Origin of the sequence: Rhodopseudomonas infernalis (genome assembly GCF_022271405.1) — a bacterium.
Lineage (GTDB): Bacteria > Pseudomonadota > Alphaproteobacteria > Rhizobiales > Xanthobacteraceae > Rhodopseudomonas > Rhodopseudomonas infernalis.
In genome coordinates this window covers 266705-292317 of record NZ_JAJNAL010000002.1, presented here as the reverse complement: position 1 = coordinate 292317, position 25613 = coordinate 266705, and the positions used below count along the sequence as shown (strand labels likewise).

The window sequence follows — 25613 nt, the reverse complement described above, 5'->3', positions numbered from 1 at the left end:
CAGCCTGTTTCCATGCGGGGAGTGATCGGCCGAACCTAGCCCGGCCACGATGCCGAATGCCAGACCACGCGACGCAGATCCGCCGATCGAGGCGTGCAGCGGATCACAACTTGGCGATGGCTGCTGTCGCGGCGGTGGTCTCCGTTTGATGAATGTAGGCTAAAGGCTTCCGATGCCTCGCAAAAAAATCGGGCCGGAAGAGAAGCTGCGATAAAGAATGAAGCTGCGATAAGGAAAGAATGTCGAGTGCTGGGATAAGCCAAATCGCGCCAGGCTGAGAGCTGATGCGAGCGCTCGCGCCCCGCGTCGCGGGGATTAATGCGACGACAGTCCCGGCGCGCCGTTTTCCGGTTGGATCTCGGCCGCCATCATACCCTTGGAGCCGGGCCCGAATCGCACCAGCACATATTGCCCTGGGCGCAGCTCGGTCATGCCGTAGCGGCGCAACGTTTCCATATGGACAAAAATGTCGGGCGTTCCCTCGCCGCACGTCAGGAAGCCGAAGCCGCGCAGCCGGTTGAACCATTTCACCTGCGCACGCTCCAGACCACTGGTCGGCGTCACGCTGACATGGGTGCGCGGCGGCAACATCTGGGCCGGGTGAATCGCAGTCGACTCGTCCATCGAAACGACGCGGAATGCCTGATAGCCCTTGGCGCGCTGCATGCATTCGACGACGATCCGCGCGCCCTCATAGGCGGTCTGGAAACCATCGCGACGCAACACCGTGACGTGTAGCAACACGTCGGCGGAACCGTTGTCCGGAACGATGAAGCCGTAGCCTTTCGATGCGTCGAACCATTTGATCACGCCGGTGATCTCGACCAGGTTCGCGGACTCGCCGAGGCCGGTGAAGGCGCCGCCGATGCCGTCGCGGTGCGTATACTCCACCACAGCTGGCCGCCCTGCTCCGATTGCCGGGATGCCACCCGGCTTCTTGGACTCAAATCCGTCCGACCCCATGACCCCGGACCCCGTGCGTCAAAACAATAACTGTCGTCGCTTCTGCGACGCCAATGATCCGCGGGCCTCAGTTCCGTCACTAATCAGGATTGCGCCGCCGCGAATCTCTTGATTCGAAGATAACATCCCGATGCCTGTGGCAAAGATAAAAAACGAGCCACGCTACGGCTATGAACAGGGTTGATTACCTGCGAATCATACGGGACTCAGTTGCCGACGAACGGTCCGAGCGCTTCGCCGATGTCGTGCCGGATCACCAGATCGGCGATCTCGTCTTGATCAGTTGGCTCGTTGTTGATGATCACCAGCTTCGCGCCGCACTCTTTCGCCAGAATCGGAATGCCCGCAGCCGGCCACACCACCAGCGACGAACCGATTGCCAGAAACAGATCGCAGTTCTGTGCCAGATCGGTGGCGCGACGCATCTCGTCCGGCGGCATCGCCTGGCCGAACGAAATCGTCGCCGTCTTCACCGGCTCATCGCACGCCGTGCAATGCGGCGCGTTGCCGGTGCGCTCGAACCAATGCCGCACCCAGTCGAGCTCATGACGTTTGCCGCAGCCGATGCAGCGCGCGTAGGTGGTGTTGCCGTGCAGCTCGACGACATCGTGCGGTGCAAAGCCGGACGCCTGGTGCAGATTGTCGATATTCTGGGTCACAACCGCCGGAATCTTCCCGGACTTGTACAACGCCGCCAGCGCGCGATGTCCGCGGCTGGGCCGCGCCGCCGCGAAGGTGGCCTCCATCGCGAAGCGGCGACGCCAAGCCTCGTCGCGGGCGTCCTGCCGGGCCACGAACTCCTCGAACGGGATCGGGCGGTTGCGGGTCCACAGCCCACCCGGCGAGCGAAAATCCGGAATGCCGGACTCGGTCGAGATCCCGGCGCCGGTGAATGGCACGATCACTGAGGCCTGCGCGATCATGTCGCCGAGTTGGTCCACTCCGCTGCGAAGGTCGGTCGCGATCATGGCTGCTGCATTCCAGGGATCGTCCATTGACTTGGGCGCTCCGCGCAGGATCGACGAGCTCGCACGCGAGGCGCGGGTCTGAGGCGAACAGGGCGTGCTCGGAGCAGTTCCCTATGCATCAATTCGACCCCACATTTTTTTGAATTGCAACCGCGCACCACCGCGCCGATAGTCTGAGTGTCTCTACGGATGACCTCCCCCGAAAGAGCCCCGTACCCTCCAAGGCGGGGCTCTTTTTCGTCGGACGCGGTCACCGCGCGATACGATCCCTTTCGCCGCATTCCCCTGCACGCGATCATCGACAAGAGCGGGCTCCGCAGCATAGCTGCGGGGCCCGATTTGTTTGACGCGGCAGTGGCACGCCCCTACGCGGCCTTGATCGGACGGCGCGCCGACCTGTGCGCTTTCCATTTGGTCGCTTTCGTCGCAAGATCGACCCTATCATCCCCTCGGAGACAACGACCCAATGCGTTACCTGCACACCATGCTGCGCGTCCGGAATCTCGATGCCGCGCTGAAATTCTTCGGCGACGCGCTCGGCCTCGAGGAGGTCGCCCGCATCGACAACGACAAGGGCCGCTTCACGTTGGTGTTTCTCTGCGCTCCCGACGACATGGAGCTGGTCAAGCAATCGAAGGGGCGCCCTGCTCCGACGGTCGAGCTGACCTACAATTGGGACGAAGAGAGCTATGGCGAGGATCGCTATTTCGGCCATCTCGCCTACGAGGTCGACGACATCTACGCGACCTGCGAGCGTCTGATGAAGCTCGGCATCACTATCAACCGTCCCCCGCGCGATGGTCAGATGGCCTTCGTCCGCTCGCCCGATCTGCATTCGGTCGAGTTTCTGCAGAAGGGCGCCGCGCTGCCGCCGCAAGAGCCGTGGCTCTCGATGCCGAATACGGGCCATTGGTAAGCGTCGCCCGGATCGCGGACTAATCGTCCCGTTCCGGGCATACAAAGATGAAATGTTCCACCACCCATAGGTTTTAAAACTGAGCGGCTTCTCGGAACCAGCTCATCGGGCTGGCGTTGATTGGGAAATTAACGGAGGCCGACAGATGGGACGCGGACTACTTCTTTGGATGCTGGGTGTACCGATCCCGGTGATCATTCTTCTCTGGCTGTTTTTCGGTCGCTGATCGAGACGCCAGAGACGCAAAAGGCCCCGCTTCGTCGGGGCCTTTTCTGTTGTGTGATTGCTCGTCGAGCCACGGCCGCGCTGGTCTCAGCCGACGAATTTGACCCCGACAGTCGTGCCGCGGCGCCAGATCACCTCGCAATTGCGACCGGTGCGGGAGTCGCGCGAGAACGCAAGCCGGAGCTTCGGCCCGAGCGAGATCGCATTCTCCATCGTCAGTTTAGCCCCGGTCTTCGATAGATCCACCACCTCGCAAGGCCGCGCCGCGAATCCACCGTCCAGGGTGATCCAACCGCTCTGCCGGACCGATCGCCGGACATCCCGTTTATTTTGCTCTTTGGCCATCCGCTGTGCTCCGTTGCGCTGGGTCTAGGCCCGATCCCTTGAAGGAACCGTTGCAAATTGATCGAAAATTCGGGGTATCCAATGTTGTTGGCGCGACGGACTTGCCCACCCGGAAAAACGCCATTATACGTTCGCCCGCTGCTGCCGCCGCGACCACCGGCGCGGTAGTCGCAGCTCCGGCCGGTCGGCACATCGTGTTGATTCGGCTGAAGATTGCGCAAACGACCAAAGCGTCCTGCCGGCCCGATCCAACTTCGGACCGCAATCCCGGCAGCTTCGCTCCCTTCGTCTATCGGTTAGGACGCCACCCTTTCACGGTGGAGAGAGCGGTTCGATTCCGCTAGGGAGCGCCACCCCCTGCGATCATTGACGAAAAATGGCGGGCCGCCCGAGAGGAAGCCCGCTAGATCGCTATTGGGGAGTCCTGCTCTCAATCGGAGCGGCGGTCACGCGACCGATGAAACAGCGCATCTCCGAACCGCTGCTTCTGTTGATCGTCGAGGGATGCGTAAAGAGGCTGGGACGCATCGGCGAGCTTCTTCAGATCGTTGCCGCGTTCGATCCGGTCGTCGCCATCCTTGCGCATCTGCTCGATCAGATCGGCGCTGCCCGCTTGTTTGGCGCGTGCATTCCGCCAGGATTGTCGCTGCTCGCTCTGCTTCTTCCAGACGTTGACCAGTTCGGCCTGGACACCTGACCAGTTTTTGTCCTGCTCCGGCGTGAGCCTCAGGTCCGCCTTGAGCTGGGCGGCACGGGCCGCCGCGTGATCGGTGAGCTGGCTCGCTGTCAATTCCACACGGTCGGATCGATCCCGCGCCATTGCGGGCCCGATTGCCGCCGCCCCGATCAACACAGCAGCGGTCGCCAAGGACGTGATGGTTCTTCGCATGGTGTAGTCCTTCTTCTGGAGTGGAGTTCCGAGTTCATAGCTTTCCGCGCAACAGCAAGATCAGCCGAATGACGACCACTAGGCCAAGACCGCCGCCGTCATATCCAGTGCCGTATACGCGCCCGCCCCTATGCCGCTGAAGCCACCCAGCTGCGCGATATCCAGGATGAGGTGAATGATCACGCCCAGTGACATCTCGCAGTCCTGTGTGGTGTCACTCCAACACATGTCGGCAAGTCGGAAGGCGATTTGTCGATCTCAATTTCGGGTCTGCGCGACGCGGCTCGCACGCTGCGCTCGCCGAGAATAAGTCATCAATGGCGTTGAGGATGTACTCGCTGCGAGAGCAGGCATCGTCACTCGCGACGACGCGCTTGGAACTCGATAGTTCCACTCAGACAGAACTAATCGCGAAGGCGGCTCTGTTGCGAACAAGTCCCAGCCATGAAAGCCCGCGGTTCGCCACTCGTGCATCAGCGAGCGTTGTGCATCGAGAGCACGAAGGAAAGGACCGGCAGGCCACCAAGTGGGTGGCGCTCGCTGGACAGTTTTGCTTCCGATAGAAGCACAGCCGTCATCCTGAGCCACCGCTGGGCCGCGCTGTGGCTCAGCGCTGCGGGCCTCGAAGGATGAGCCGCAAGCGCCTTTGGACACGTCACTTGGCCGCATCCTTCGAGGCGCGCTACGCGCGCAACTCAGGATGACGAGTCTGCACTTGAAGAGACGGATTCGCTTCAATCAAACAATGAAGCGCTCTTGAGCCGAAATATTTCAACGTGGACTGTTCAAACGTCGTCCAACATCAGTAAAGCCATAGCGTCTGTGATCGATCTTTCGTCGTAGGGCTTTGAAAAGAATCGGCTCCCTGCCGGCAAACTGCTCTCTTCAAGAATGGCCTCGCCGGACGCAATGATCAGCCTAACAGGCGGCCATCGACTGCGGATGTAGTGCGACAGCTTGATGCCGTCCATCGTGCCCGGCATCTGCACATCTGTAAAAACGAGATCGACGTCATTGCGCGACTCGAGGATGCGAATTGCCTCGTCCGCATCGCTCGCCTCCAGCGCTTCGTAGCCGGCCGACAGTACCAGGTCGACGGCCCCCATTCGAATGATCGTGCTGTCCTCCACCACGAGGACAACTGCTTTTCCATCCTTCATGAATGACTCGGGTAAGTGAACGATACGCCGTCCGTGAGGAGATTGGATGCCGCCATCTACGAGGCCCGCGAGAGGCTGCTTTTGCTGACGGCGCCCTCCCGATGGCTGATCGTTACGATGGTGCCGGGGTTTGCCTCCGTCAACTTGATCGTCCCCGCAAGGTTCTTGGCAAGCGCCTCGACGATCCCGGTGCCTAGGCCCGCCACCGGCGCATCGCTGCCCGCCGACATTCCAACACCGTCGTCGGCAACCGAAAGAGTCCAGTCGTCACCCGACGATTGATAGTCGATCACGATTTTCCCCGTTGGCTGATCCGGAAACGCGTGCTTGAGCGCATTGATCACAAGTTCGGTAACGATGAGGCCCAGACTTACGGATACTCCCGCGCTCACCGTGCTGTCGTCGGCTCTCACCAGAATTGACAACCGCTCCGGGTCATCGATCATCGATGCGCCAAGGCTCTGCGACAGTTGGGTAAAATAGGTCCGGAGTTCTACGGTTTCCCCGGTGGATGTCGAGAGCTGACGTTGGAGAGCGGCGATTGACATGACCCGGTTATGAGCATTGCGCAGCTGACCGCGCGCTTCTTCCGACAGAACGCGACGTGCGCTCTGCATCAGTACGCTCGCGATGATCTGGAGGCTGTTCGCGACGCGATGCTGCACTTCTTGCAGAAGGATCGCCTTTTCGCGGATGAGATCATCTTTAAGTCGGGCCGCGGCGCGCTCGTCGGTAACATCGGTGACCGCCAGAAGCAGTCGGACACGATCGGTGGCTCCGTCGTCGAGCGTCCGGGCGTTGACGACGAGGTTCCGGATTTTCTGGTTCGGCCTCTTGAGGTCGACCTCATAGGCTTCAATCTGTGCGCTTCCCGACGCTGTCGCCTTCAGCAGCGAAGCGAGCTTGGGCAACGCCCACTCACCGTGTCCAATTTCGCTGAGGCATTTGCCGGTAACCGTCGCAGGATCGATCTCGAATGCCCGGCAGAACGACGCACTTGCTGCGATGACCCTCTGCTCCTCTGAGAGAAAAAGCAGCGGCTCGTGAGACGACACCACAACGGCAAGCGTGCTCGCTGCCTCGAAATGTTCGGTCGGGGTCTGAAGCATGGTTGGCCCTCAGGGGCCGGAGACCCGCGATGCGGGTCATAGCTCGGCGAGAGCGCCGTTCTTTCAAACTGAAACTTTGGCGCCCCTGTGCACCCTATCATGTGGGATGCAGAACAGCATCACGCCATGGGGCGATCCCGGGATCTTGGACATTTAGCACCCGGACCAGGGAATTAGGATCCGTCCCTATGCTCACAGGCGCGCAAGTCCGCCTCGGTCGGCTGCAGAGGCCGTGGTTTTGCCATCACATCCTTTGCGGCCCGTTCGTCGGTCCGGTTTTGTTGCCAGAGCCGCGCAACTGACCGACTTGAGCACCCCATCAGCGTTCGGCGGCTGGCAACAACGTTTCCCGCATCAGGAGCCAGTAGGCGTCTGAGCCGCTCTTGACGGCGTAGCGATCGACCTGGCCGCACTTGGCGCATTCGAACGTGCGCAGCTCGTGGATGCGCTCGATCGGAGCGATCCGCGCCAATGCCATCCGGTCGCCGCACACGGTACAGGACGGACGTCGCGCTCGGTCCATCGCCATCCTCCCCTCATTTGCGAATCAGCGTGATTGAGCCTCGCACGCTCAATCATGACGCATTCGTAACTTAGAAGGTTGAGGAAAATCAGCGCGCGGCCAGTCGAGGCCACACTTAGCGGTGAATTGCAGGCTAACGGCGAACCTGCATCCATCTGCAGTTCGCCAAACGGCTTTAAACTGCGGCACATGATACCTGCGAACATTTCGCACAGCGTCACACTTGAGAGGTTATGCTGCGGCAGGGTTCACGATGCAGGAGAGTCGAATGACCTTCTCGAACGATACCGAGCGGCTGCAGGCAGCCGTCGAAGACAACATCCAAAAGCACTGGAAGGCCTATCTGATCGAGGGCATTCTGCTGCTGATCCTCGGCTTTGGCGCGATCCTTTTGCCGCTGCTGGCCAGTCTCACGATTGCGATTCTGCTCGGCTGGATGTTCCTGATCAGCGGCGTGGCCGGGCTGGTGTTCAGTTTCTGGGCGCGCAAGGCGCCCGGCTTCTGGTGGTCGCTGATTTCGGCGATCCTCGCCGTGGTCGCGGGCGTGGTGCTGATCACACAGCCCGTGCAGGGTATTCTCACGCTGACGATCGTGATCGGCGTCTATTTCCTCGCCGAAGGCGTCGCGACCATCATGTACGCGCTCCAGCATCGTGGCCGACTCTCGGAGCGCTGGGGCTGGATGCTCGCCGCTGGCGTGCTCGATATCCTGGTGGCGTTCATCATCATCTCAGGATGGCCCGGCACGGCCGCCTGGGCGATCGGCCTGCTCGTCGGCATCAATCTGGTGTTCGGCGGCACCTCGCTGATCGCGATGGCGCTCGCCGCCCGCAACAAGGCCTGATCGATGGCCGCAATCATCTGCCGCGGTCAGCAGCCGCGGCAGATGCTCTTGATCTTCCGATCCAGCGCCGCGTCGGCCGGATCGACCTTGTCGATCGAGTTCGCCGGCTCGCTGACCTCGTCGCGTCGCGGCTGACGATGACCGACCGGAGCCTGCCCGGTCACGCGCTGATCCGACGACAGCGCCGGCGGGACGCTGGGATTGGCCGGGCCGCCGACGCGGCCCGCGCCGCCGCTCATGCCGCCTGAACCTGCACCTCCTGCGCCGCCCGAGCCGGACTGTGCGAAGGCGGCAGCGCCGCCAGCGAGGGTCAGGATGGTGGTGGCGATGATCAGTGTCTTCATGGCAGTTTTTCCTTTGCAACAAGGGCGCCATGCAGCGGCATGGTGTCTGTTCTGATCGCCCGCTCTTCAACGGGGGAACTGGTCCCCTCGCCGTCGAGAACTATTCCGCGCCCCGCAACCTGCGCCGCCCCGGCGCGAGCACAACGCACACGGATCGCGGCGGTTGCCAGCTTGGGCTTGCGGCCCACCGTCGCTCAGCTCGTCTCGGGCGGATAGAGATGCAGGTCACCGCAATAGTCCGCGACATGATAGCGCGAATTCGCCTCGGTTCCATCACCGACGTCCAAATAGTTGGGGCCGACGGGTGCTTTGCCGTAGCCCCCCGGAATATCGAGCACGTATTCCGGTTGGCATAGCCCGGACACGCGGCCGCGCAGCGCGCGGAGCAGCGCCTGGCCTTCGGCCAAAGTCGTACGCAAGTGGGCGGTGCCGGGCGCGAGATCGGCATGATGCAGGTAGTATGGCTTGATCCGGCATTCGACGAAGGCGCGCATCAGCGCCTCCAGCGTCGCCGCATTGTCATTCACCCCGCGCAGCAGCACCGACTGGCTGACCATCGGAATCCCCGCATCGATCAAACGTGCGCACGCGGCGCGTGCGGCCGGCGTGAGTTCGCGCGGATGATTGGCGTGCAGCGCCATCCACACTGTCTTGCCCGGCACGCGCAGCGCCTGCAGCAGCGCCGTATCAATCCGCGCCGGATCGACCACCGGCAGACGGGTGTGGAACCGGATGATCTTGAGATGCGGGATGGTGGCGAGTTCGGCCATGATCTCGGACAGCCGGCGCGGCGACAGCACCAGCGGGTCGCCGCCGGTGAAGATCACCTCCCAGATTTCCGGATGCGCGCGGATATAGTCCAGCGCCGCCGTGGTCGCCTCACGCGACAGCGCGTTGTCCTTGCCCGGTCCCACCGTCTCGCGGCGGAAGCAGAATCGGCAATACACCGCGCAGACATGCACCAGCTTGAGCAGCACGCGGTCGCGGTGCCGGTGCACGATGCCTTCGACCGGCGAATGCGCATCATCGCCGATCGGATCGGCGCGCTCGATCGGCAGCGATGTCAGTTCATCAACCCGCGGGATGTATTGCCGCGCGATCGGGTCGTCGGGATCGTTGGGGTCGATCAGCGCCGCGACATCGGGCGTCAGCGCGATGGCGTAGCGTTGCGCGACGCGGTCGAGGTCATCGCGCGCCTTCGCGGGCACAAGCCCCTGCGCGATCAGATCGCCAGCATGGCGCAGCGTCGCGGCGGTCGACGGCTGCAGGCGCGTCACCTTGCTCATGATGCCTCGCCCGCCGGCGGCGTCCACACCACCTGATCGACGCTGCTCGCGCCGGTCGCCAACATCACCAGCCGGTCGAAGCCAAGCGCGACGCCGCTCGCCTCCGGCATCTGCGCCACCGCGGCGAGGAAGTCGTCGTCGAGCGGATAGCGCTCGCCATAGCGCCGCTGCTTCTCGTCCATTTCGGCCGTGAAGCGCAGCCGCTGCTCGGCGGCGTCGGTGAGTTCGCCGAAGCCGTTGGCGAGCTCGACCCCGCAGGCGTAGACCTCGAAGCGCTCGGCGACGCGCGGGTCGCCGGCCTTGGTCCGCGCCAGCGCCGCCTCGGGCGCCGGATATTCGTGCAGCACGGTGAGCCGCCCTTCCCCGAGCCGCGGCTCGACATGTTCGACCAGCACCTTGCTGAAGATGTCCGACCAGGTGTCGTCAGCCGTCACGCGCACCTTGCCGTCCGCCGCCCGTGCCAGCGCATCGCGATCACCTTTGCCGCCCGCGATGGTGCCGAGCAGATCGATCCCGGCGAAACGTTCGAACGCCGCGGCGACGCTCAGCAGCTCTGGAGCCGCCAGCGGATCGGCACTGCGGCCGCGATGCGTGAACGTGCCGATGCCGGTGATGCGCGCCGCCAACCCGATCAGCGCGACGCAGTCGGCGATCACCGCCTCATAGGGCTCGCCGGCGCGATACCATTCCAGCATGGTGAACTCGGGCAGATGCAGCCGGCCGCGCTCGCGATCCCGAAACACCCGGGCGAACTCGAAGATCCGCACTTCGCCGGCGGCCAGCAGCTTCTTGCAGGCGAATTCGGGCGACGTCCGCAGGTATAGCGTCCGGCGCTCGTCATCGGCATCGAGCAGTTCGGTTTTCGGCGCATGCAGATGCGTTTCGTTGCCGGGCGAGCGCTGCAGGATCGCGGTCTCGACCTCGGCAAACTCCGCAGCCGCGAACCAGTCGCGCACCGCCGCAGTGATCCGGCCCCGCGCACGCAAAAACGGCTTGCGATCCAGATACCTGGCAGGGTCCCACCAGGGCGAGGCGACGGCTAGGTCGTGCATCTCAAGTCGATCCGGCGAAACAACGCAAAACGCTGGCATAAGCGGGCCAAATGGGTATGTTGCGGCCCGAAACCGCTTCGCAGGCCTCGGGATACCAACGCCCGGATCGGGCCCGGACCTGAACCACAGGAAACATTCCTTTGAGAGTCATCGCCAGTTCTATTCGCAAGGGCAACGTCCTCGAGCAAGATGGGAAGCTTTACGTCGTCCTGTCCGCCGAAAACATCCATCCCGGCAAGGGAACTCCGGTCAGCCAGATCGAAATGCGCCGAATCAGCGACGGCGTGAAGATCTCGGAGCGCTATAAGACCACCGACCAGGTCGAGAAGGTCACGATCGAAGAGCGCAACTACACCTTCCTGTATGAAGACGGCGAAGGTTTCCACTTCATGGAGCCGGAATCCTTCGATCAGGTTCAGGTCACCAAGGACGTCGTCGGCAACTCCGCGCCGTATCTGCAGGAGAACATGGTGGTGAAGCTGTCGATGCACGACACCACCGCCGTCGCCATCACGCTGCCGCAGCGCGCCACGCTCGAAGTGGTCGACACCGAGCCGGTCACCAAGGGCCAGACCGCGTCTTCGTCCTACAAGCCGGCCGTGCTGTCCAACGGCGTCCGCACCGCGGTCCCGCCGCACATCGGCACCGGCACCCGCATCGTGGTGCTCACCGAGGACGGCTCCTACGTCGAGCGCGCCAAGGACTGAGGCTCTTTTTCCTCATCGTTCGAACCAGATCGAAGCCCGCCGTTAACCGGCGGGCTTTTGTTTTTGACAAGGTCCATTCACCCTGTGTGGGCCCCGCACTTGGCCAATCGCCTAAAATATCGCTAGATTTACCTCCTGCACGAACAGGAGGCAGATCGCATTGGGCGTTGGGGCAATCGGTCGGAGAGGTTTGCGCACGCGGCTCGGTTTGCCGCTGCTGCTGATCGCAGCCGTCGTTTCCCTGCCAGCGCAATGCGAAGAGTTCAGCACCCCGACGCTCACCGCACTCCGGATCGATTGGGCCGAAGCGCTGGATCAGCTTCGTGCCGAGGTTGCACCGTCGCCGACCGCCGCGGTTGAGTTCGGCTTGGGCAGCGGACCGGATCTGCCGGCCGCCGGCCTGCGGCGCGTGCCCGCCTGGGTGCGGCTCAATGCCATCACCGGCCGCTTCTTCCCGGCGATCGGACAAAGCGCTGTGCCGGTGCTGCTCCCGCTCGATGCCGCGACGCTGCTCGCAAGCGATCCGGACCCGCGGCCGGAGAGCCCGGCATTGCGGAGCGCTCAAGCCGGCTTCGAGATCGGCATGTTCGATGCAGGACCAGCGGGTTACGACGCCGTGTTCACCCTGGATGGGAACCTTGGCGATAGCCTGCCGCCGCGGGTTTTCTCGCGGCCGGTCGAGGTTCAGATTACCGGGTCGAGCCTGATCTACGACATCGCCGACCCGCTCGGCGCCAAGGGTGAGCCGGTCAAAGACCTCACTGCGCAATATCCCGATCTGCGCCGCTTCATTCGCGAAGGCCATGTCCGCTACGCCTTCAGCCGCTTCGGCGCCGCCTATGTGGTGTCGGTTCAGTGCCTCGACTCCGTCCCGAAGGCACGGCGCCTCGCCTGCCGGGAAGCTTACCCGGTGGCGGAGCATCTCTTGAAGGCGCTACGCCTCGCCGGCGGCACGCCGCAACGCGCGCTGCGCGACATCCCGGCCATGCCGGCGGAGCGCCCGGCCGCCCAGTCGGCCGACTTCACGTATTGGCCGAGCGGCGAAATCCTGCCCGGCTCCGGCTTCCGCAAGCAGGACGGCCGGCCCGACTCGACCGTCTACGCCCAGATTCGCTTTCCGATCGAGCACACGCCCGCTTACGCCCACTCGCAATCCTACAAGCCAAGGATAAAAGACGGCGGCGGCGCCGGCTTGTTCGCCTATCCGTGGCGCGACAATTTCTGCGAGAGCCGCAGCTTCGGCGTCGGCCAGTGCGCCATGGGGTTCGGACATCAGGGCCAGGACATTCGCCCCGGCGCCTGCCTGCCCGACCAGCCGGGCTGCGATGTGAAACAGCAAGGCGTGGTCGCGGTGCGCGACGGTGTGCTGATCCGCTCGCCCAGGCAGCAGGCGGTGACGCTGCTGGTCAACACCACCCGCGAGCACATTCGCTTCCGCTACATGCACATGCATCCGGCCGAGCTTGATCGCGACGGCGTGCTGGACGGCCGCCGCGTCGCCGAAGGCGAGCGCTTCGGAGTGGTCGGCAACTATCTCGACTTCCCCAACGGGACCACGCGCCATCTGCATTTCGACGTGCAGGTGTTCACGCCGGATGGCTGGCTGTGGGTCAACCCCTACACCACCTTGGTGGCGTCCTATGAAAAGCTGATCGGCGGCCGCGGCCGCGATCTCACGCCGACCCCGACGACTCCGGCAGTGGCCCGCGCCGGGCCGGACAACGGCCTACCCTGAGCGCCCGTCAGTCCGCAGCGGTCTGCGGCACGAACACTGTCACCGCTTTGCGGAGCTGGGAGAATTGCGCCGGCGTGAAGGTCACCAGCTCGCCGTCGGCGTTGACCGGGCGCGGCTTGCGGGTCCGCACCTCGAACGCCGTGCCTCGGGCCGACCGAACCTCGCGCCACAGGCCATGCCGACCGCGGCGGAAGTCATAGGCCAGCGCCAGCAATTTCCAGACGCGGCCGACCTCCAGCGAGTACAGATCGAGCTGACCGTCGTCGATCTCGGCGGTTTGTTCGACCGCCATGCCGCCGCCGTAGTAACGGCCATTTCCGACCGCGACTTGCATCGTGCGCACCCGCACTGTGCCGTCGTCCGACACGATCGAGGCGCGAAACGGCCGCGCTTTGCCGAGCACTTTGGCGGCAGTGAGCGCGTAGCCGATGCGACCGAACTTGCGCTTGATCTCGCCGCTGAGCTCGCGCGCCAGATCGGCGCTGAGCCCGACACTGGCGACGTTGAAGAACTTGTGGCCATTGACGTCGCCGACATCGATCAACTTGCGGTGGCCGGCGGCGATCACATCCGCCGCCGCCTCCATGTCGAGCGGCAGGCCGAGCGACCGCGCGAGATCGTTGGCGGTGCCCGCCGGGATGATCCCGAGCGGCAACTTCGTCTTCACCACGGCCTCGGCCACGGCGTTGAGCGAACCATCGCCGCCGGCGACGACGATCGCCTGCGCTCCATCGGCATGCGCCTCGATCCAGGGTCCGACCTCGTGCCGGCTGCAAGGCGCCGAAAGCACCAGGTCAAATCCCGCCGAACTGAGCCGCGCCCCGGCAACCCCGATCGCCTGTGCGCCGGACCGGCTTCCGGGATTGACCACGACCAGCAGGCGGCGTGGCGACACCGGCCTCACAGCGCGGCTCCCCACAGCCAGTGGGTCTGCGACGCGGCCAGTCGGACGCGCTCCGGCGATGCGACAGCGTTGATCCGCCTACGAGCTGGGCCTTGAGCGATGGGCATGTGTTTGGTCCGCTGGGAAACAAAGGAAGGGTCGCACACCAATTGGGTTTGCGGTCAACCGGCGCAAGATGGTCCCCCGCGGGCATTGTGCCGCGCTGCCGCACCGGAACTTTCGGTCGATGGTGTGATGCACGGCGCGCGCTCAGACCCGCGATCCGTTTTGGCGGGGTGGCGCGAAGCAGCTAGACTGGCCGGCATGACCTTGCTCGATTCCCGGTTCCCAACTCGCCGCAGCCTGCTGCAATCCGCGCTCGGCGCTGCCGCGCTGTTGCCGTTCGCGGCCCGTGCCGCCCATGCCGCCCCGGCAGGCTTCGACGACTGGCGCGAGCGATTTCGCGCCCGTGCGCTCGCCAAGGGCATTACACCACAGACCTGGGATCGCGTGATGAGCCGGCTCGAGCCGGATATGAGCGTGTTCAAGAACTTCCGGAAGCAGCCCGAATTCAACGAGCAGCTCTGGCAGTATATCAACCGCCGCGTCTCTGACTGGCGCATGACCAGCGGCCGCGAGGCGCTGAAGAAGAACGAAGCGCTGTTCGGACGGATCGAACGCGATTTCGGCGTCGAGCGCGGGACGCTGCTGGCGCTGTGGGGCGTCGAAAGCGCCTATGGCGATCCCCTGGTGCAGCAGAACCACATGCGCCCGGTGTTTCCCTCGCTCGCAGCGCTCGCCTGGAACGAGCCGCGCCGCAAGGCCTATTGGGAAACCGAACTGATCAACGCGCTGAAGATCGTCGACAAGGGCTGGTCGACGCCGGAAGAGATGCGCGGCTCGTGGGCCGGCGCCATGGGGCACACCCAATGGATGCCGGAAGTCTGGCTCAATGTCGGCATCGACTACGACCGCGACGGCCGCGTGTCGCCGTTCGGCAGGCCCGACGACGCCCTTGGCTCGACCGCGAAGTATCTGATCAACCGCGGCAAGTATCACCGCGGCGAGCATTGGGGCTACGAGGTGCGCGGCCCCGGCGGCGCGGTCAGCGGCAGCCGCTCCTATCTGGCGTGGTCGCGCTCCGGCGTCAGCCGGGTCGACGGTGAGCCGTTCCCGGATCCGCAGGCCAGCGCCACGATGTGGGTGCCGGTCCAGGGCGGCCCGCAATTCCTGCTCGGGCCGAATTTCTACGCGGTGCGCAGCTACAACCCGTCGATGAACTACGCGCTGGCGATCTGCCATCTCGGCGACCGCATCCTCGGCGGCGGTCCGTTCGCGCAGCCCTTCCCCGGTTCCGAACGCGCGATGACGCTCGCCGAGGTGCAGGAGATGCAGACCCGCCTGACCCGCGCCGGCTTCGACACCGGCGGCACCGACGGCCGCGTCGGCAACGACACCATGAAGGCGGTGCGCGACTTCCAGGCCAAGGCCGGCCTGTCGCCCGCCGACGGCTATGGTGGCCTCAAGGTGCTGGCGCGGCTGCGGCAAGGCAACTGACCAAGCAAAGATGCGACATCACTGGACATGGCACCGGCTGAAGTCACTGGCGCACGAAGAGTGGCGCGCGCTGGTTACCATCAATCCCAGCGACCGCCCTTGGCAGATGCCCGCCTCGGTCGCCCTCGCGGCCGGCGTGCCGATGCTGATCGGCGCCTATTTCGATCATCTCGACTACGGCCTGATCTCGTCGCTCGGCGGCATGGCGTTTCTATATCTGCCACGCACCCCGTTGCACCATCGCATGGTGACGATGATGGCCTGCGCGTTCGGCTTTCTCGGCTGCTACGTCGTCGGGCTGATCGTGCATCTGCTGCCGTTCCTGCTGGTGCCGGCGATCACGCTGATTGCTATCCTGGTGACGATGGTCTGCCGCTATTATCGGGTCGGCCCACCGGGCAGCCTGTTCTTCGTGATGGCCGCGTCGATCGCCGCCTACACGCCGAGCGACCTGATGCAGTTGCCGCTCAAGGCCGGGCTGTTCGCACTCGGCAGCCTGCTCGCGACCCAGATCGCATTCGTGTATTCGCTGATCGCACTGCGCATCCGGACTCCCACGCCAGTGGAGCCGCTGCAGCCGTTCGACTTCGATGTCGTCGTGCTCGACTCGGTGATCATCGGAGCCGTCGTCGGTGTCGCGCTCGCGTTGGCGCAGGCGCTGCAGCTCGACCGGCCGTATTGGGTGCCGGTGAGTTGCCTGGCTGTGATCCAGGGCCTGTCGATCCGCGCGATCTGGAATCGCCAGCTCCATCGCATCCTCGGCACGGCGATCGGCCTTGGTGTCGCGGCCGTGCTGCTGTCGCTGCCGCTGGAGAAATGGAGCATCGCGCTCTCGATCATGACGCTCAGCTTCGTGATCGAGACCGCCGTGATCCGGCATTACGGCTTCGCGGTGATCTTCATCACGCCGCTCACCATCTTCCTCGCCGACGCCGCATCGCTCGGCCACGCAGTCCCCGGCGCGATCATCGAGGCGCGCTTCATCGACACCGTTCTCGGATGCTTCATCGGTTTGGTCGGCGGCATCCTGCTGCACAATCCCGGCTTTCGCCGCGCGGTCCGCCCAGCGATCCGCCGGCTGACGCCGCTGGCGCTGCTGCCCGGCCGCACGCCGCCGCAGCCATGAGCCACTCGGCCAAAAGTCCGAATGCGGATCGGCCGGAGGCATGGGATACTCCCCGCCTCCGCCCCCATTGCCGGATTTGCCGCTGGATCGTGCCGTGACCGACGTACGCCCCCAGGCCGAAACCTTTCAGGCTCCGCTCGAGGAGATCGTCTGGAACACGGCGTTCCGCCGCGGCTTCGCCGAGGCGCGCTCGGGCCGCCTGCCGCGCTACGACGACGAGGTGATGTTTCAGGACGGGCTGGCCTGGGTCTACGAATGGGGCCGCCAGTTCGCCTTCCTGGCCCCAACGGACCTCGCTTTGGTGCTGCCCGATGAAGGAGCGCTCAACCCGAAGGCGGTGGAGCTGTTCCGCGAAAAGGTGATGCAGGGCGAGATCTGTACTTAGAGCGGCAAGTCTGCCGCGCCGTGCTCATTTGAGCAACGCGCACTCGCTTTCCGCCACCGGCCTGAAGGCGTCCTCGCCGCGCACGGTCGACAGATACTTGTAGTAGTCCCACGGCGCCTTCGACTCTGCGGGAGTCTTCACCTGAAACAGGTGCATGTCGCGCATGACGCGCCCATCGCCGCGGATCGTGACGTTCTTGCTCATGAAATCGTCGACCGGCAGCGACCGCATCACATCCGACACGGTGGGACCATCGATCGAGCCTGCTTTCTGAACCGACTTCAGATAGTGCAGCACCGCACTGTAGACGCCCGCCTGAATCATGTTCGGCTTCTTCTTGGCGAGAGCTTCGAACCGTGCTGAGAAGCGGCGCGTTGCATCGTCCATATCCCAGTAGAACGCCTCCGCGATAATGATGCCTTGCGCGGCTTTGAGACCGAGCCCGTGGACGGTGTTGATGAGCAGCAACAGCCCGGCAATCCTTTGACCGCCCTCGACGATGCCGAACTCGCCAGCTTGTTTGATCGTGTTGAGCGAGTCGTCGCCGGAATTTGCAAGGCCGATGATCTGCGCCTTCGAAGCTTGCGCCTGCAGAAGGAACGACGAGAAATCGGCCGTCCCCAGCGGATGCCGGACGCCACCCAGCACCTTTCCGCCGGCTCGCTTGATGGCGGCCGTCGCATCGCGTTCGAGGGCGTGGCCGAATGCGTAGTTGCTGGTGATGAAGAACCAGGTGTCGGCGCCGGACTTGGCCATCGCCCGGGGAACTGTGCTGGCGAGCGCGTAGGTGTCGTACGTCCAGTGAAAGCCGAACGGCGAACAGGCTTTGCCGGTGAGATCGGACGTCGCCGGCCCGGAGAACATCGCGACCTTCTGCTTTTCCCTAACGATGTCCTGAATCGCCAGAGCCGCAGCCGAGGTGCCGCCGTCGACGATGGCACTGACCTGATCGACATCGATCCAACGCCGCGCGATCCCCGCCGCAATGTCGCTGCGGTTCTGATGATCTGCCCACATCAGTTCGATGCGGCGGCCGGCAACCCGGTCACCAAAGTCTTCGATAGCCAGGCGCGCAGCGACCACCGAGCCGGAGCCGGTGACATCGGCCGTGCTGCTCGACTGATCGTTGAGCACGCCGATGCGGAGCGGCGCCTCCTCCGCCGGGCATGTGGTCGTCAGCGCCAGGGACGCCGTCAGAAGCACGGCCCGCAACAGCGAGAAAGACAGGGACATCGTCAGCTCCGTCCGGTTATTGATCACATCGCCCACATAAGTAGCAACCGGCGGCGCAACGGCGCATCGAGCGGCCGGCAACTGACGGACATATGCACGGCAGCGGCCCGGACGCTTGAACGTTCTTGGATTATCACCGACGTGACGCGAGGCCCTTGTTTGCTGGTCCAGCCCGGCTAAGCTGAGGCCATGGCCATACACGACGCTGTTCCGCGCGGGCTCAAGCTTCACCAGTTGGGTGATGTCGAACTCGTGGCCGGCAGATTTCGCAATCACGTGCTGCCACGCCACAGCCACGACGGCTTGATGCTATCGCTGTTCAGCGATGGCGCGCAGGCCCTGCGCTATCGCGGCGTGGATCATTGCGCGGACGCCGGCAAAATCGTCGCCGTACCTCCCGACGAAGCACACTCGGCCGAGCCCGCGGCGGAAGGCGGCTGGTGCTACGCGACCATCACTATTCCATCGAAAGTGCTCGAACAGCATCGTCCCGACGGCGCCCGCTTTCTCTGCGACACGGTGATCTCCGACGAGACAACCGGGCACCTGTTTCGCTGCCTGCTCGGTAGCATGAACACGGGCTCGAACCTTCAGCAGGAGCAAGCCCTGTTCGATCTGCTCGACAATTTCTTCGCGAGGCATACCCGACTTCCGCCGGCGGCCTCGCACAGCACGGCGGAACTACGCGCCGTCGAAACGTGCAAGGCCTATCTCGCCGCGCACCTTGATCGCAATGTGACGCTGGCCGATCTGGCCGCGGTCGCTCGGGTCGATCGCTTTCTTCTGGTCCGCTGCTTCACGCGGATCGTCGGCATCTCTCCCCACGCCTGGCATCTGCAGCGGCGACTGCAGCACAGCCTCGCCTTGCTGTCGAAGGGAGAAGCCGTCGCCGATGCAGCCCTCGCGACCGGGTTTGCCGATCAGGCTCACATGACGCGCGCATTCAAGCGGCTGACGGGCATGACGCCGGGACGCTTCAGGAAGGACCACCTGATGCATCCGTCGTCGGTGCTGAGGACGTTGGTGTAACCCTCGCAATGCCGCTCGACCGGCGCGGCCGATCAGACGGTTGTTATTTCCCGACTGGTCGGGAAGCCGTGCAGCCCGTTACTACCAAATGCCATCGCATTGGACCGATACGGATCGCCGGCGACGACGATCAGGATGTCCTCGGCCCGTTCGACGATCGGAACGAGGCGGCCGGGGTCGTCGCTTTCCGCAAATTGCACGGAGGCGAGCCCGTCCCGATGTAGTTGCCGCAAGGTACGACGACCCGGCACCGTGTTCGACCAGCTTCCGATGTAGGTCTCGAATTTCGACGCCGGAAGCCGCGCGTGGCGAAACAGCCTTTGCTGCAGATCCGCGAGATCGCATCCGGCCTTGGCCAGAGTTTTTGCGACCATCGGACTAATCGCCAACAGCGGCCGCTGTGTGCCCGGCGCGAGGCCGGCGGTGAAGCACAGCTCCCAGGAATTCTGGCGAACGAGGCCGTCGGCCAGATACATCACGATCGCATCAGGATCGCGGCCATAGATGGAGCCCACCACGGTGTCGCCGGTGAAGCGCCCGATGGTGACGACATTGGTGTCCTTGGCGAACCCGCGCCGTTCCGCAAACGTCGTCCAGCCGAGTTTGTCGACCTCTTGTCCGGACTCGGCGAGCACCGCCCGCGCGGAGTGACCGAACGTGCATTTGTCGCCGCCGCCGGGGCGCAGCCCGACGACATTGCGAAGAAACAGCCGCAGAAAACGCCCTACCGTCGAGTTGGCTCTCGTTCCCTCACGCAGCACGCCTGCGCCGCAATTGAACCCGAGCGAGCGGACGATCGGACCGCTCAGGATGATCAATGGATCGCCTCCCGTGGTGTCGCCGCTGTGCTCGACACCGTAGTTGGGATCGACGATGATTTCGGCGATCGCCATCAGGATCGGCATGTAGGCCGGTGCACAGCCAGCCATGGCTCCGTTCACGGCCACATTCCACGGCGTCACCCCCGCGCCGGATGGCTGCACACAGCCGATCAGCTTCTCCGGTGGCTCGGGCGTGAACCGCATGAATTCTTCGACCAGCTGTCTGGTCGGTGGCACGATCGGCAGGCCGTCGGACCAGCCTTCGTTGCTGAATTTCTCGTTGATCGCCGCGAAATCGCCGGTGGCGACGACCGTCGCCGGCCCGCACATGCCGACAACGGCCTCCAGTTTCGACGGGGTCTCGGTCAGGCTGCGGACCACGGCGTCCGTGGTATGAGACACCACCATGTGGTCGAGTTCGTCATCGGTCAGGTTGTCGACGTAAGCGGGCATTTCCACGATGGGAAGCCACGAACAGCCGAGGCCGGGAGAGACTGCGCGCGCCTGCCCGGCAAAACCCTCGCACACCAGCGATGCGGTCGGGATGCCGGCCTTCTCGATGACAGCGCTCGCTCTCACGACGGCGGGCGTGCACGCGCCGCAGCAGCCGATGCCGGAAATGACGACGTCGATCCGATGTTGGGCCAGCTTGGCTGGTAGTTCGGCAAGGACCTTGTGATCGTCGGCGCCGAGCGTGTTGCCGAACAGGTCGTGTCCGAAGAACACGGCGTCGGGATACTTTGCGCGCAGCGTCCGTTCCAGGATCGCAAAGATCTCGTCGCCGCGGAACAGGTAGTCCCACACGAACGCGAAGCGCAGGCCGTTCAGATCGGTGGGCCGCCTCGCAGGAGAGAACAGCTCGACTGCCGGTGTCCCGCCAGGCCACAGCGCTTGATATGAACCGGACGAGGACATCGAAACTCCCACCGTGATGTTGTTGCGACGAACATCACCGATGGGGGCACGGTTTTATTGAACGATCTTGGAGTATCTCGCCGATCACGATTCAGGCCGACAACTCACCTGATCATCGTCGGACCGGGATCGGGCACCGCGACGTCGAGGACGCGAAACTGCACGCGCTCGGCGCCCTGCCAGCGATCGACCGAGAGACAGCCCGCGACGTGCAGAGTCTGGCCGCGGTTCTCGGTCAGCGCCTGGCCGAGCTTCTGGCCGACGCTGCGGAACGCAATGCCGTTGACGATCGCGCCGTCGCCGGACTTGAAGCGCAGCCGGAGATGCGCCTGCCCGACCTCGTCGGCATAGACCAGCTGATGCGCCGGCAGCGCGATGACCGGCTCGGGATTGCCCGCGCCGAACGGCCCGGCGCGGTTGAGCGTGGCGGCGAATTCCGGCGTCACGCCGCGCGCCGACACGGCGCCGTCGATCGACAGTTCGTTGACGTGGCGCGATTTGGCGACATCGGCGGCGAGCGCGTTTTCCAGCCAGCCGCGGAATTCGGCGAGCCTTTCCTTGCGCAGCGTGACGCCGGCCGCCATCGCGTGGCCGCCGCCCTTCATCAGGATGCCCTCGTTCACCGCCTGCCGCACCGCGCGGCCAAGATCGACGCCGCCGATCGAGCGGCCGGAGCCGGTGCCGATGCCGCCTGGCTCCAGCGCGATGGCGAACGCCGGCCGACCGAACTTCTCTTTCAGCCGCGACGCGACCAGCCCGACCACGCCGGGATGCCAGCCTTCCGACGCGGTGACGATCACGGCGCCTTTATCCTCGAGGCCGAGCGACGCGATCGCCTCGGCCTCCGCCTGCGCTTCGGCCTGTTGTTCGATGACCCGGCGCTCGGTGTTGAGGCGGTCGAGTTCGGCGGCGATCCGCGCCGCTTCCGACACGTCTCCCTCGAGCAGCAGCCGCACGCCGAGATCGGCGCGGCCGATCCGGCCGCCGGCGTTGATCCGCGGACCGAGCATGAAACCCAGATGGAAAACGTCCGGCGGGCCGTTGAGCCGTGCCACGTCCATCAGCGCTGTGTGACCGACATGGTCGCGCCGGCGCAGCGCGATCAGTCCCTTGGCGACGAACGCGCGGTTTAGCCCGATCAGCGGCGCGACGTCGGCGACGGTGCCGAGCGCGACGTGATGCAGCATGTCGAGGAGGTTCGGCTCCGGCCTCTCGACGCTCCAGAAACCGCGATGCCGCAACTCGCGATTGACCGCGACCAGCGTCATCATCACCAGGCCCACGGCGGCGAGATGGCCGAGACCGGACAGGTCGTCGGGCCGGTTCGGGTTGATCAGCGCCTCGACCTCGGGCAGTTCGTCGGCAGTCTGGTGATGATCGATCACCACCACGCTCATGCCGAGCCGCCGCGCTTCGGCCAGCGGCTCGAGGCTGGTGGTGCCGCAATCGACCGTGACCAGCAGCGTCGCGCCCTTGTCCGCGAGCCCGCGAATGGCGTCGACGTTCGGCCCGTAGCCTTCAAAAATGCGGTCGGGAATGTGGATCAGCGGGTCGAGCCCGCAATGCCGCAGATGCCAGGCGAGCAACGCCGACGAGGTCGCGCCATCGACGTCGTAGTCGCCGAAGATCGCCACCTTCTCGCCGCGCGACGCGGCGTCGGCGATTCGTTTCGCGCCAGCCTCCATCTGCGTCACCGTCGCCGGGTCCGGCATCAGCTTGCGGATGGTGGGATCGAGGAAATCGGACACCGCGTCGATCTCGACGCCGCGTCCGGCCAGCACCCGCGCCAGCATCTCGGGCAACTGATAGCGCTGCGCGATCGCCTGCGCCCGCGCCGTGCCGCGCGCATCCAGCCGGTCACGCCACAGCTTGCCGGTCGCGGACCGGGTCACGCCGAGAAACGCCGACACCGGTTCAGGCGGCAATGCGGATGCAGGAAGCGTCATGGTCAGCGCAGATAAGCACGAGTTGAGCAACAGGCAAACTGTGCCGGAATGCAGCTGCACTGAGCCGTCATCCTGAGGCGCTCGCCCGCAGGGCGAGCCTCGAAGGATGCGGCGGCGGGCACCGCTTCAGCGACCCATCCTTCGAGGCCGCGCTGCGCGGCGGCGCCTCAGGATGACGCCGTCCTCGTGGACGTCGCCGAAGAGTTCAGCAGCCCAGCGCGTCGGCCACTCCGTTGAGATCGTTCGCCACCACGGTCCAGTCGCCGGTCGCCTCGAAGTCGAGCTTCTGCAGCGGCCCGTACTCGGTCGGACGCGGAATGAACGCAGTCTTGAGCCCGAGCTTTTGCGCGGCGGCGAGATCATTGTTGTGGGCGGCGACCATCATCACCTGCTCGGGCGGCAGGTTGAGCAGCTTTGCGGCGCCCAGATAGGTTTCGGGATCGGGCTTGTAGTGCCCGAACACGTCGCCGCCAAGGATCAGATCCCACGGCAGCCCGCCGTTCTTCGCCATCCGCGTCAGCAGGCCGACATTGCCGTTCGACAACGGGCTGATAATGAACTTCGACTTCAGCCGCGTCAGTCCGGAGATCACGTCCGGCCACGGCTTCAGGCGATGCCAGCCTGTGGTGATGTAATTCAACTCTTCGTCGCTGAGGCCCGTCAAACCAAACTGCGGCGCGAGTTGCTCCAGCGAGCGGCGGTGCAGATCATCGAGCTTGATAAAGCCGCGCGACGGGTTCTTGCGCACTTCGTCCATCGACGGCACGTAAGCCTGCCGCCAGGCGTCGACCAGCCCGGTCCAATCGCCGCTGATACCGCGCGTCTTCGACCAGGTGGTGAAGTCCTCGATCAGGCTGCTGCGCCAGTCGACCACGGTGCCGAACACGTCGAAGATCAGGGCTTGAACATCAGTCGTTTCGGCTCTTGCGGCCATTGTTTCTCTCCCTTGCTACGCATTCAGCCATCATGCCTGCTTGTTCTTGTTCGCCCTATCGTTGTCATTCCGGGGCGCGCCATCGGGTCCGGCCTTTGGCCGGCCCGACGACAGGCTCCGCGCGAACCCGGAATCTCGATCGGCAAGAACCAGGCTTGAGATTCCGGGTTCGCCCGCAGCTGCGCTGCGGTCGCCCCGGAATGACGACCTAAAACAACTTCCGATACTGCATGAAGCCGGAATCGTCGGCGATGCGGTCGTACAACAGGCGCGCGGTGGTGTTGCCGGGCTGCGTCAGCCAGTGCACGCGGCTGCAGCCGTCGGCCTTGGCGCGGGCGTACACCGCCTCGATCAGCTTGCGGCCGAGGCCGAGTCCGCGGGCACTGTTGTCGACGAACAGATCCTGCAGATAGCAGTAGTCGCCCGCCGTCCAGCACGAGCGGTGATAGATGAACTGAACGATGCCGGTGAGCTTGCCGTCCACATAGGCGCCGAGCAGATACATCGGCTCGGCGTCATCGTGGAATCGGGCCCAGGTGACGTCATTGGTCCCGGGCGCGAGCGTTGCTTGATAAAAGTCGAGGTAGCCGGCCCAGAGCGGTTCCCAGGCGGCACGTTCGTCAGGGCCGACAGGACGGATCAGGACGGCCATGACGACGCTCCTCAATCGAGGTGGAACTTCTCGAACTGGCGGTGATCGGCCTTGATGTAGCGCACGGTGCCGGTCACCGAGCGCATCACCACGGTCTCGGTCTGGATCACGTCCTTGCGGAACTTGACGCCCGACAGCAGCGATCCGTCGGTGACGCCGGTGGCGGCGAACAGACAGTCGCCCTTCACCATGTCCTCGATCTGATACACGAAGTTCGGATCCTCGATGCCCATCGACTCGGCGCGGTTGCGCTTGGAGTGGGTGTCGAGCAGCAGACGGCACTGCATCTGGCCGCCGATGCAGCGCAGCGCCGCAGCAGCCAGCACGCCTTCCGGCGCGCCGCCGGTGCCCATGTAGATGTCGACGCCGGTGTTCTCCGGATCGGCGCAATGGATCACGCCGGCGACGTCGCCGTCGGTGATCAGCTGCACGCCGGCGCCGGTGGCGCGGATCTTGGCGATCAGCTCGGCATGGCGCGGACGGTCCAGCACCAGCACGGTGACGCCGTGAGTCGGCACACCCTTGGCCTTCGCCAGGCGCTGGATGTTGTCTTCCGGCGACGCGTCGATGTCGATCAGGTTCTTGTCGTAGCCCGGGCCGATCGCGATCTTCTGCATGTAGACGTCGGGCGCGTGCAGCAGCGTGCCGCCTTCCGCCATCGCCATGGTGGCGATCGAGCCCGGCATGTTCTTGGCGCACAGCGTGGTGCCTTCGAGCGGGTCGACCGCGATGTCGACCTTGGGGCCGCCGTCGATGCCGGCGCCGACCTTCTCGCCGATGAACAGCATCGGCGCTTCGTCGCGCTCGCCCTCGCCGATCACGACGGTGCCTTCGATCGGCATCTTGTTGAGCTCGCGACGCATCGCGTCGACCGCCGCCTGGTCGGCGCCCTTTTCGTTGCCGTGGCCGCGCAGGCGGGCCGCCGACACCGCCGCACGCTCCGTCACGCGCACGATCTCGAGCGTCAGAATGCGCTCCAGCAACAATTGCGGCGGAACGGAAATGGTGGTCGACATCGGCCTCTCCTCAAAACTCCGCCCACGCCCCAGCGGCGCAGGCACACTGT

The 25613-nt window shown here is 64.6% G+C and carries 25 protein-coding genes, 1 tRNA gene and 1 pseudogene; 9 read left to right on the top strand and 18 right to left on the bottom strand.

All coding sequences use genetic code 11. The features are described 5' to 3' along the window. Window positions 1-315 precede the first annotated feature (315 nt). On the bottom strand, window positions 316-963 hold the full coding sequence (locus LPW26_RS03045; RefSeq protein ID WP_238732798.1) for a cold-shock protein: 648 nt from the start codon (window positions 961-963) through the stop codon (window positions 316-318). Between the two features lie 206 nt (window positions 964-1169). Continuing rightward, window positions 1170-1931, bottom strand: a complete 762-nt coding sequence (locus LPW26_RS03040; RefSeq protein ID WP_238732797.1) for an SIR2 family NAD-dependent protein deacylase — start codon at window positions 1929-1931, stop codon at window positions 1170-1172. Between the two features lie 466 nt (window positions 1932-2397). Here LPW26_RS03040 and LPW26_RS03035 point away from each other — a divergent pair, with 466 nt between their 5' ends. Beyond that, window positions 2398-2847, top strand: a complete 450-nt coding sequence (locus LPW26_RS03035; protein WP_238732796.1) for a VOC family protein — start codon at window positions 2398-2400, stop codon at window positions 2845-2847. Between the two features lie 312 nt (window positions 2848-3159). Here LPW26_RS03035 and LPW26_RS03030 read toward each other — a convergent pair whose 3' ends face one another. After that, on the bottom strand, window positions 3160-3417 hold the full coding sequence (locus tag LPW26_RS03030; RefSeq protein ID WP_238732795.1) for a PilZ domain-containing protein: 258 nt from the start codon (window positions 3415-3417) through the stop codon (window positions 3160-3162). A gap of 278 nt (window positions 3418-3695) precedes the next feature. On the opposite strand from LPW26_RS03030, the gene LPW26_RS03025 reads away from it, so the two are divergent. Beyond that, a tRNA-Glu gene (locus LPW26_RS03025) sits at window positions 3696-3770 on the top strand. Between the two features lie 77 nt (window positions 3771-3847). On the opposite strand, the gene LPW26_RS03020 is transcribed toward LPW26_RS03025, so the two are convergent. From LPW26_RS03020 to LPW26_RS03000, 5 genes and pseudogenes are all read right to left on the bottom strand, one after another. Next, window positions 3848-4306, bottom strand: coding sequence for a Spy/CpxP family protein refolding chaperone (locus LPW26_RS03020; protein WP_238732794.1), 459 nt, complete (start codon window positions 4304-4306; stop codon window positions 3848-3850). A gap of 34 nt (window positions 4307-4340) precedes the next feature. Beyond that, a pseudogene (locus LPW26_RS03015) lies at window positions 4341-4501 on the bottom strand (DUF3309 family protein). Between the two features lie 590 nt (window positions 4502-5091). Continuing rightward, complete coding sequence (locus LPW26_RS03010; RefSeq protein WP_238732793.1) at window positions 5092-5466, bottom strand: response regulator; 375 nt, start codon at window positions 5464-5466, stop codon at window positions 5092-5094. A 56-nt stretch (window positions 5467-5522) separates the two neighbouring features. Then, entirely contained in the window at window positions 5523-6575 is a 1053-nt protein-coding gene (locus LPW26_RS03005; protein ID WP_238732792.1) for a sensor histidine kinase, read from the bottom strand. 319 nt (window positions 6576-6894) lie between these two features. After that, entirely contained in the window at window positions 6895-7098 is a 204-nt protein-coding gene (locus tag LPW26_RS03000) for a hypothetical protein (RefSeq protein ID WP_238732791.1), read from the bottom strand. Window positions 7099-7366: 268 nt separating this feature from the next. On the opposite strand from LPW26_RS03000, the gene LPW26_RS02995 reads away from it, so the two are divergent. After that, window positions 7367-7942, top strand: coding sequence for an HdeD family acid-resistance protein (locus LPW26_RS02995; RefSeq protein ID WP_238732790.1), 576 nt, complete (start codon window positions 7367-7369; stop codon window positions 7940-7942). Between the two features lie 26 nt (window positions 7943-7968). On the opposite strand, the gene LPW26_RS02990 is transcribed toward LPW26_RS02995, so the two are convergent. The 3 genes from LPW26_RS02990 to epmA form a co-directional block, all read right to left on the bottom strand. Further along, window positions 7969-8286 carry a hypothetical protein gene (locus LPW26_RS02990; protein ID WP_238732789.1) on the bottom strand — a complete coding sequence of 106 codons (318 nt, stop codon included), beginning with the start codon at window positions 8284-8286 and terminating at the stop codon, window positions 7969-7971. A gap of 194 nt (window positions 8287-8480) precedes the next feature. Next, window positions 8481-9572: a lysine-2,3-aminomutase-like protein gene (locus tag LPW26_RS02985; RefSeq protein WP_238732788.1), complete on the bottom strand. Its 1092-nt coding sequence runs from the start codon at window positions 9570-9572 to the stop codon at window positions 8481-8483. Then, window positions 9569-10624, bottom strand: coding sequence for an EF-P lysine aminoacylase EpmA (epmA, locus tag LPW26_RS02980; RefSeq protein WP_238732787.1), 1056 nt, complete (start codon window positions 10622-10624; stop codon window positions 9569-9571). The genes LPW26_RS02985 and epmA overlap by 4 nt, the downstream gene beginning before the upstream one ends. Before the next feature lie 140 nt (window positions 10625-10764). Between epmA and efp the strand changes: the two genes are divergently transcribed. Both efp and LPW26_RS02970 read left to right on the top strand, forming a co-directional pair. Next, on the top strand, window positions 10765-11331 hold the full coding sequence (gene efp / locus LPW26_RS02975; protein WP_238732786.1) for an elongation factor P: 567 nt from the start codon (window positions 10765-10767) through the stop codon (window positions 11329-11331). A 190-nt stretch (window positions 11332-11521) separates the two neighbouring features. Then, the gene (locus LPW26_RS02970) at window positions 11522-13066 is read left to right on the top strand and encodes a M23 family metallopeptidase (protein WP_238732785.1); all 1545 of its coding nucleotides are present in this window, start codon (window positions 11522-11524) and stop codon (window positions 13064-13066) included. 7 nt (window positions 13067-13073) lie between these two features. On the opposite strand, the gene LPW26_RS02965 is transcribed toward LPW26_RS02970, so the two are convergent. Then, the gene (locus tag LPW26_RS02965) at window positions 13074-13961 is read right to left on the bottom strand and encodes a lipid kinase (protein ID WP_406676885.1); all 888 of its coding nucleotides are present in this window, start codon (window positions 13959-13961) and stop codon (window positions 13074-13076) included. Between the two features lie 312 nt (window positions 13962-14273). On the opposite strand from LPW26_RS02965, the gene LPW26_RS02960 reads away from it, so the two are divergent. The 3 genes from LPW26_RS02960 to LPW26_RS02950 all read left to right on the top strand — a co-directional run bounded on the left by LPW26_RS02960 (window position 14274) and on the right by LPW26_RS02950 (window position 17017). Further along, complete coding sequence (locus LPW26_RS02960; RefSeq protein ID WP_238732784.1) at window positions 14274-15506, top strand: lytic murein transglycosylase; 1233 nt, start codon at window positions 14274-14276, stop codon at window positions 15504-15506. Window positions 15507-15516: 10 nt separating this feature from the next. Then, window positions 15517-16632 carry an FUSC family protein gene (locus LPW26_RS02955; RefSeq protein WP_238732783.1) on the top strand — a complete coding sequence of 372 codons (1116 nt, stop codon included), beginning with the start codon at window positions 15517-15519 and terminating at the stop codon, window positions 16630-16632. A 94-nt stretch (window positions 16633-16726) separates the two neighbouring features. Continuing rightward, complete coding sequence (locus LPW26_RS02950) at window positions 16727-17017, top strand: hypothetical protein (protein WP_238732782.1); 291 nt, start codon at window positions 16727-16729, stop codon at window positions 17015-17017. 24 nt (window positions 17018-17041) lie between these two features. Here the strand turns inward: LPW26_RS02950 and LPW26_RS02945 are convergent, their stop codons facing one another. Next, window positions 17042-18547 carry an ABC transporter substrate-binding protein gene (locus tag LPW26_RS02945; protein WP_238732781.1) on the bottom strand — a complete coding sequence of 502 codons (1506 nt, stop codon included), beginning with the start codon at window positions 18545-18547 and terminating at the stop codon, window positions 17042-17044. Between LPW26_RS02945 and LPW26_RS02940 the strand changes: the two genes are divergently transcribed. Then, on the top strand, window positions 18440-19279 hold the full coding sequence (locus tag LPW26_RS02940; RefSeq protein ID WP_238732780.1) for an AraC family transcriptional regulator: 840 nt from the start codon (window positions 18440-18442) through the stop codon (window positions 19277-19279). The two genes, LPW26_RS02945 and LPW26_RS02940, sit on opposite strands and share 108 nt — an antisense overlap. A 32-nt stretch (window positions 19280-19311) precedes the next feature. Here LPW26_RS02940 and LPW26_RS02935 read toward each other — a convergent pair whose 3' ends face one another. From LPW26_RS02935 to glpX, 5 genes are all read right to left on the bottom strand, one after another. Next, on the bottom strand, window positions 19312-21015 hold the full coding sequence (locus tag LPW26_RS02935; protein WP_238732779.1) for a UGSC family (seleno)protein: 1704 nt from the start codon (window positions 21013-21015) through the stop codon (window positions 19312-19314). 104 nt (window positions 21016-21119) lie between these two features. Continuing rightward, complete coding sequence (gene recJ, locus LPW26_RS02930; RefSeq protein WP_238732778.1) at window positions 21120-22961, bottom strand: single-stranded-DNA-specific exonuclease RecJ; 1842 nt, start codon at window positions 22959-22961, stop codon at window positions 21120-21122. Between the two features lie 205 nt (window positions 22962-23166). Beyond that, window positions 23167-23895: a haloacid dehalogenase type II gene (locus LPW26_RS02925; RefSeq protein ID WP_238732777.1), complete on the bottom strand. Its 729-nt coding sequence runs from the start codon at window positions 23893-23895 to the stop codon at window positions 23167-23169. Window positions 23896-24103: 208 nt separating this feature from the next. Beyond that, a complete protein-coding gene (locus LPW26_RS02920) occupies window positions 24104-24547 on the bottom strand; it encodes a GNAT family N-acetyltransferase (protein ID WP_238732776.1) in 444 nt (147 codons plus the stop codon). A gap of 11 nt (window positions 24548-24558) precedes the next feature. Continuing rightward, window positions 24559-25563: a class II fructose-bisphosphatase gene (gene glpX / locus LPW26_RS02915; protein ID WP_238732775.1), complete on the bottom strand. Its 1005-nt coding sequence runs from the start codon at window positions 25561-25563 to the stop codon at window positions 24559-24561. Between the last annotated feature and the right edge of the window lie 50 nt (window positions 25564-25613).

Bases quoted from the DNA above. Each gene is read 5' to 3' on its own strand.
- epmA (WP_238732787.1), bottom strand. From the start codon at position 10,624: ATGCACGACCTAGCCGTCGCCTCGCCCTGGTGGGACCCTGCCAGGTAT.
- LPW26_RS02985 (WP_238732788.1), bottom strand. From the start codon at position 9,572: ATGAGCAAGGTGACGCGCCTGCAGCCGTCGACCGCCGCGACGCTGCGC.
- LPW26_RS02940 (WP_238732780.1), top strand. From the start codon at position 18,440: ATGGCCATACACGACGCTGTTCCGCGCGGGCTCAAGCTTCACCAGTTG.
- LPW26_RS02925 (WP_238732777.1), bottom strand. From the start codon at position 23,895: ATGGCCGCAAGAGCCGAAACGACTGATGTTCAAGCCCTGATCTTCGAC.
- LPW26_RS03000 (WP_238732791.1), bottom strand. From the start codon at position 7,098: ATGGACCGAGCGCGACGTCCGTCCTGTACCGTGTGCGGCGACCGGATG.
- LPW26_RS03040 (WP_238732797.1), bottom strand. From the start codon at position 1,931: ATGATCGCGACCGACCTTCGCAGCGGAGTGGACCAACTCGGCGACATG.
- LPW26_RS02920 (WP_238732776.1), bottom strand. From the start codon at position 24,547: ATGGCCGTCCTGATCCGTCCTGTCGGCCCTGACGAACGTGCCGCCTGG.
- LPW26_RS02995 (WP_238732790.1), top strand. From the start codon at position 7,367: ATGACCTTCTCGAACGATACCGAGCGGCTGCAGGCAGCCGTCGAAGAC.
- LPW26_RS02955 (WP_238732783.1), top strand. From the start codon at position 15,517: ATGCGACATCACTGGACATGGCACCGGCTGAAGTCACTGGCGCACGAA.
- LPW26_RS03010 (WP_238732793.1), bottom strand. From the start codon at position 5,466: ATGAAGGATGGAAAAGCAGTTGTCCTCGTGGTGGAGGACAGCACGATC.
- LPW26_RS03020 (WP_238732794.1), bottom strand. From the start codon at position 4,306: ATGCGAAGAACCATCACGTCCTTGGCGACCGCTGCTGTGTTGATCGGG.
- LPW26_RS02990 (WP_238732789.1), bottom strand. From the start codon at position 8,286: ATGAAGACACTGATCATCGCCACCACCATCCTGACCCTCGCTGGCGGC.
- LPW26_RS03045 (WP_238732798.1), bottom strand. From the start codon at position 963: ATGGGGTCGGACGGATTTGAGTCCAAGAAGCCGGGTGGCATCCCGGCA.
- recJ (WP_238732778.1), bottom strand. From the start codon at position 22,961: ATGACGCTTCCTGCATCCGCATTGCCGCCTGAACCGGTGTCGGCGTTT.
- LPW26_RS03005 (WP_238732792.1), bottom strand. From the start codon at position 6,575: ATGCTTCAGACCCCGACCGAACATTTCGAGGCAGCGAGCACGCTTGCC.
- LPW26_RS02960 (WP_238732784.1), top strand. From the start codon at position 14,274: ATGACCTTGCTCGATTCCCGGTTCCCAACTCGCCGCAGCCTGCTGCAA.
- LPW26_RS02935 (WP_238732779.1), bottom strand. From the start codon at position 21,015: ATGTCCTCGTCCGGTTCATATCAAGCGCTGTGGCCTGGCGGGACACCG.
- glpX (WP_238732775.1), bottom strand. From the start codon at position 25,563: ATGTCGACCACCATTTCCGTTCCGCCGCAATTGTTGCTGGAGCGCATT.
- LPW26_RS03030 (WP_238732795.1), bottom strand. From the start codon at position 3,417: ATGGCCAAAGAGCAAAATAAACGGGATGTCCGGCGATCGGTCCGGCAG.
- LPW26_RS03035 (WP_238732796.1), top strand. From the start codon at position 2,398: ATGCGTTACCTGCACACCATGCTGCGCGTCCGGAATCTCGATGCCGCG.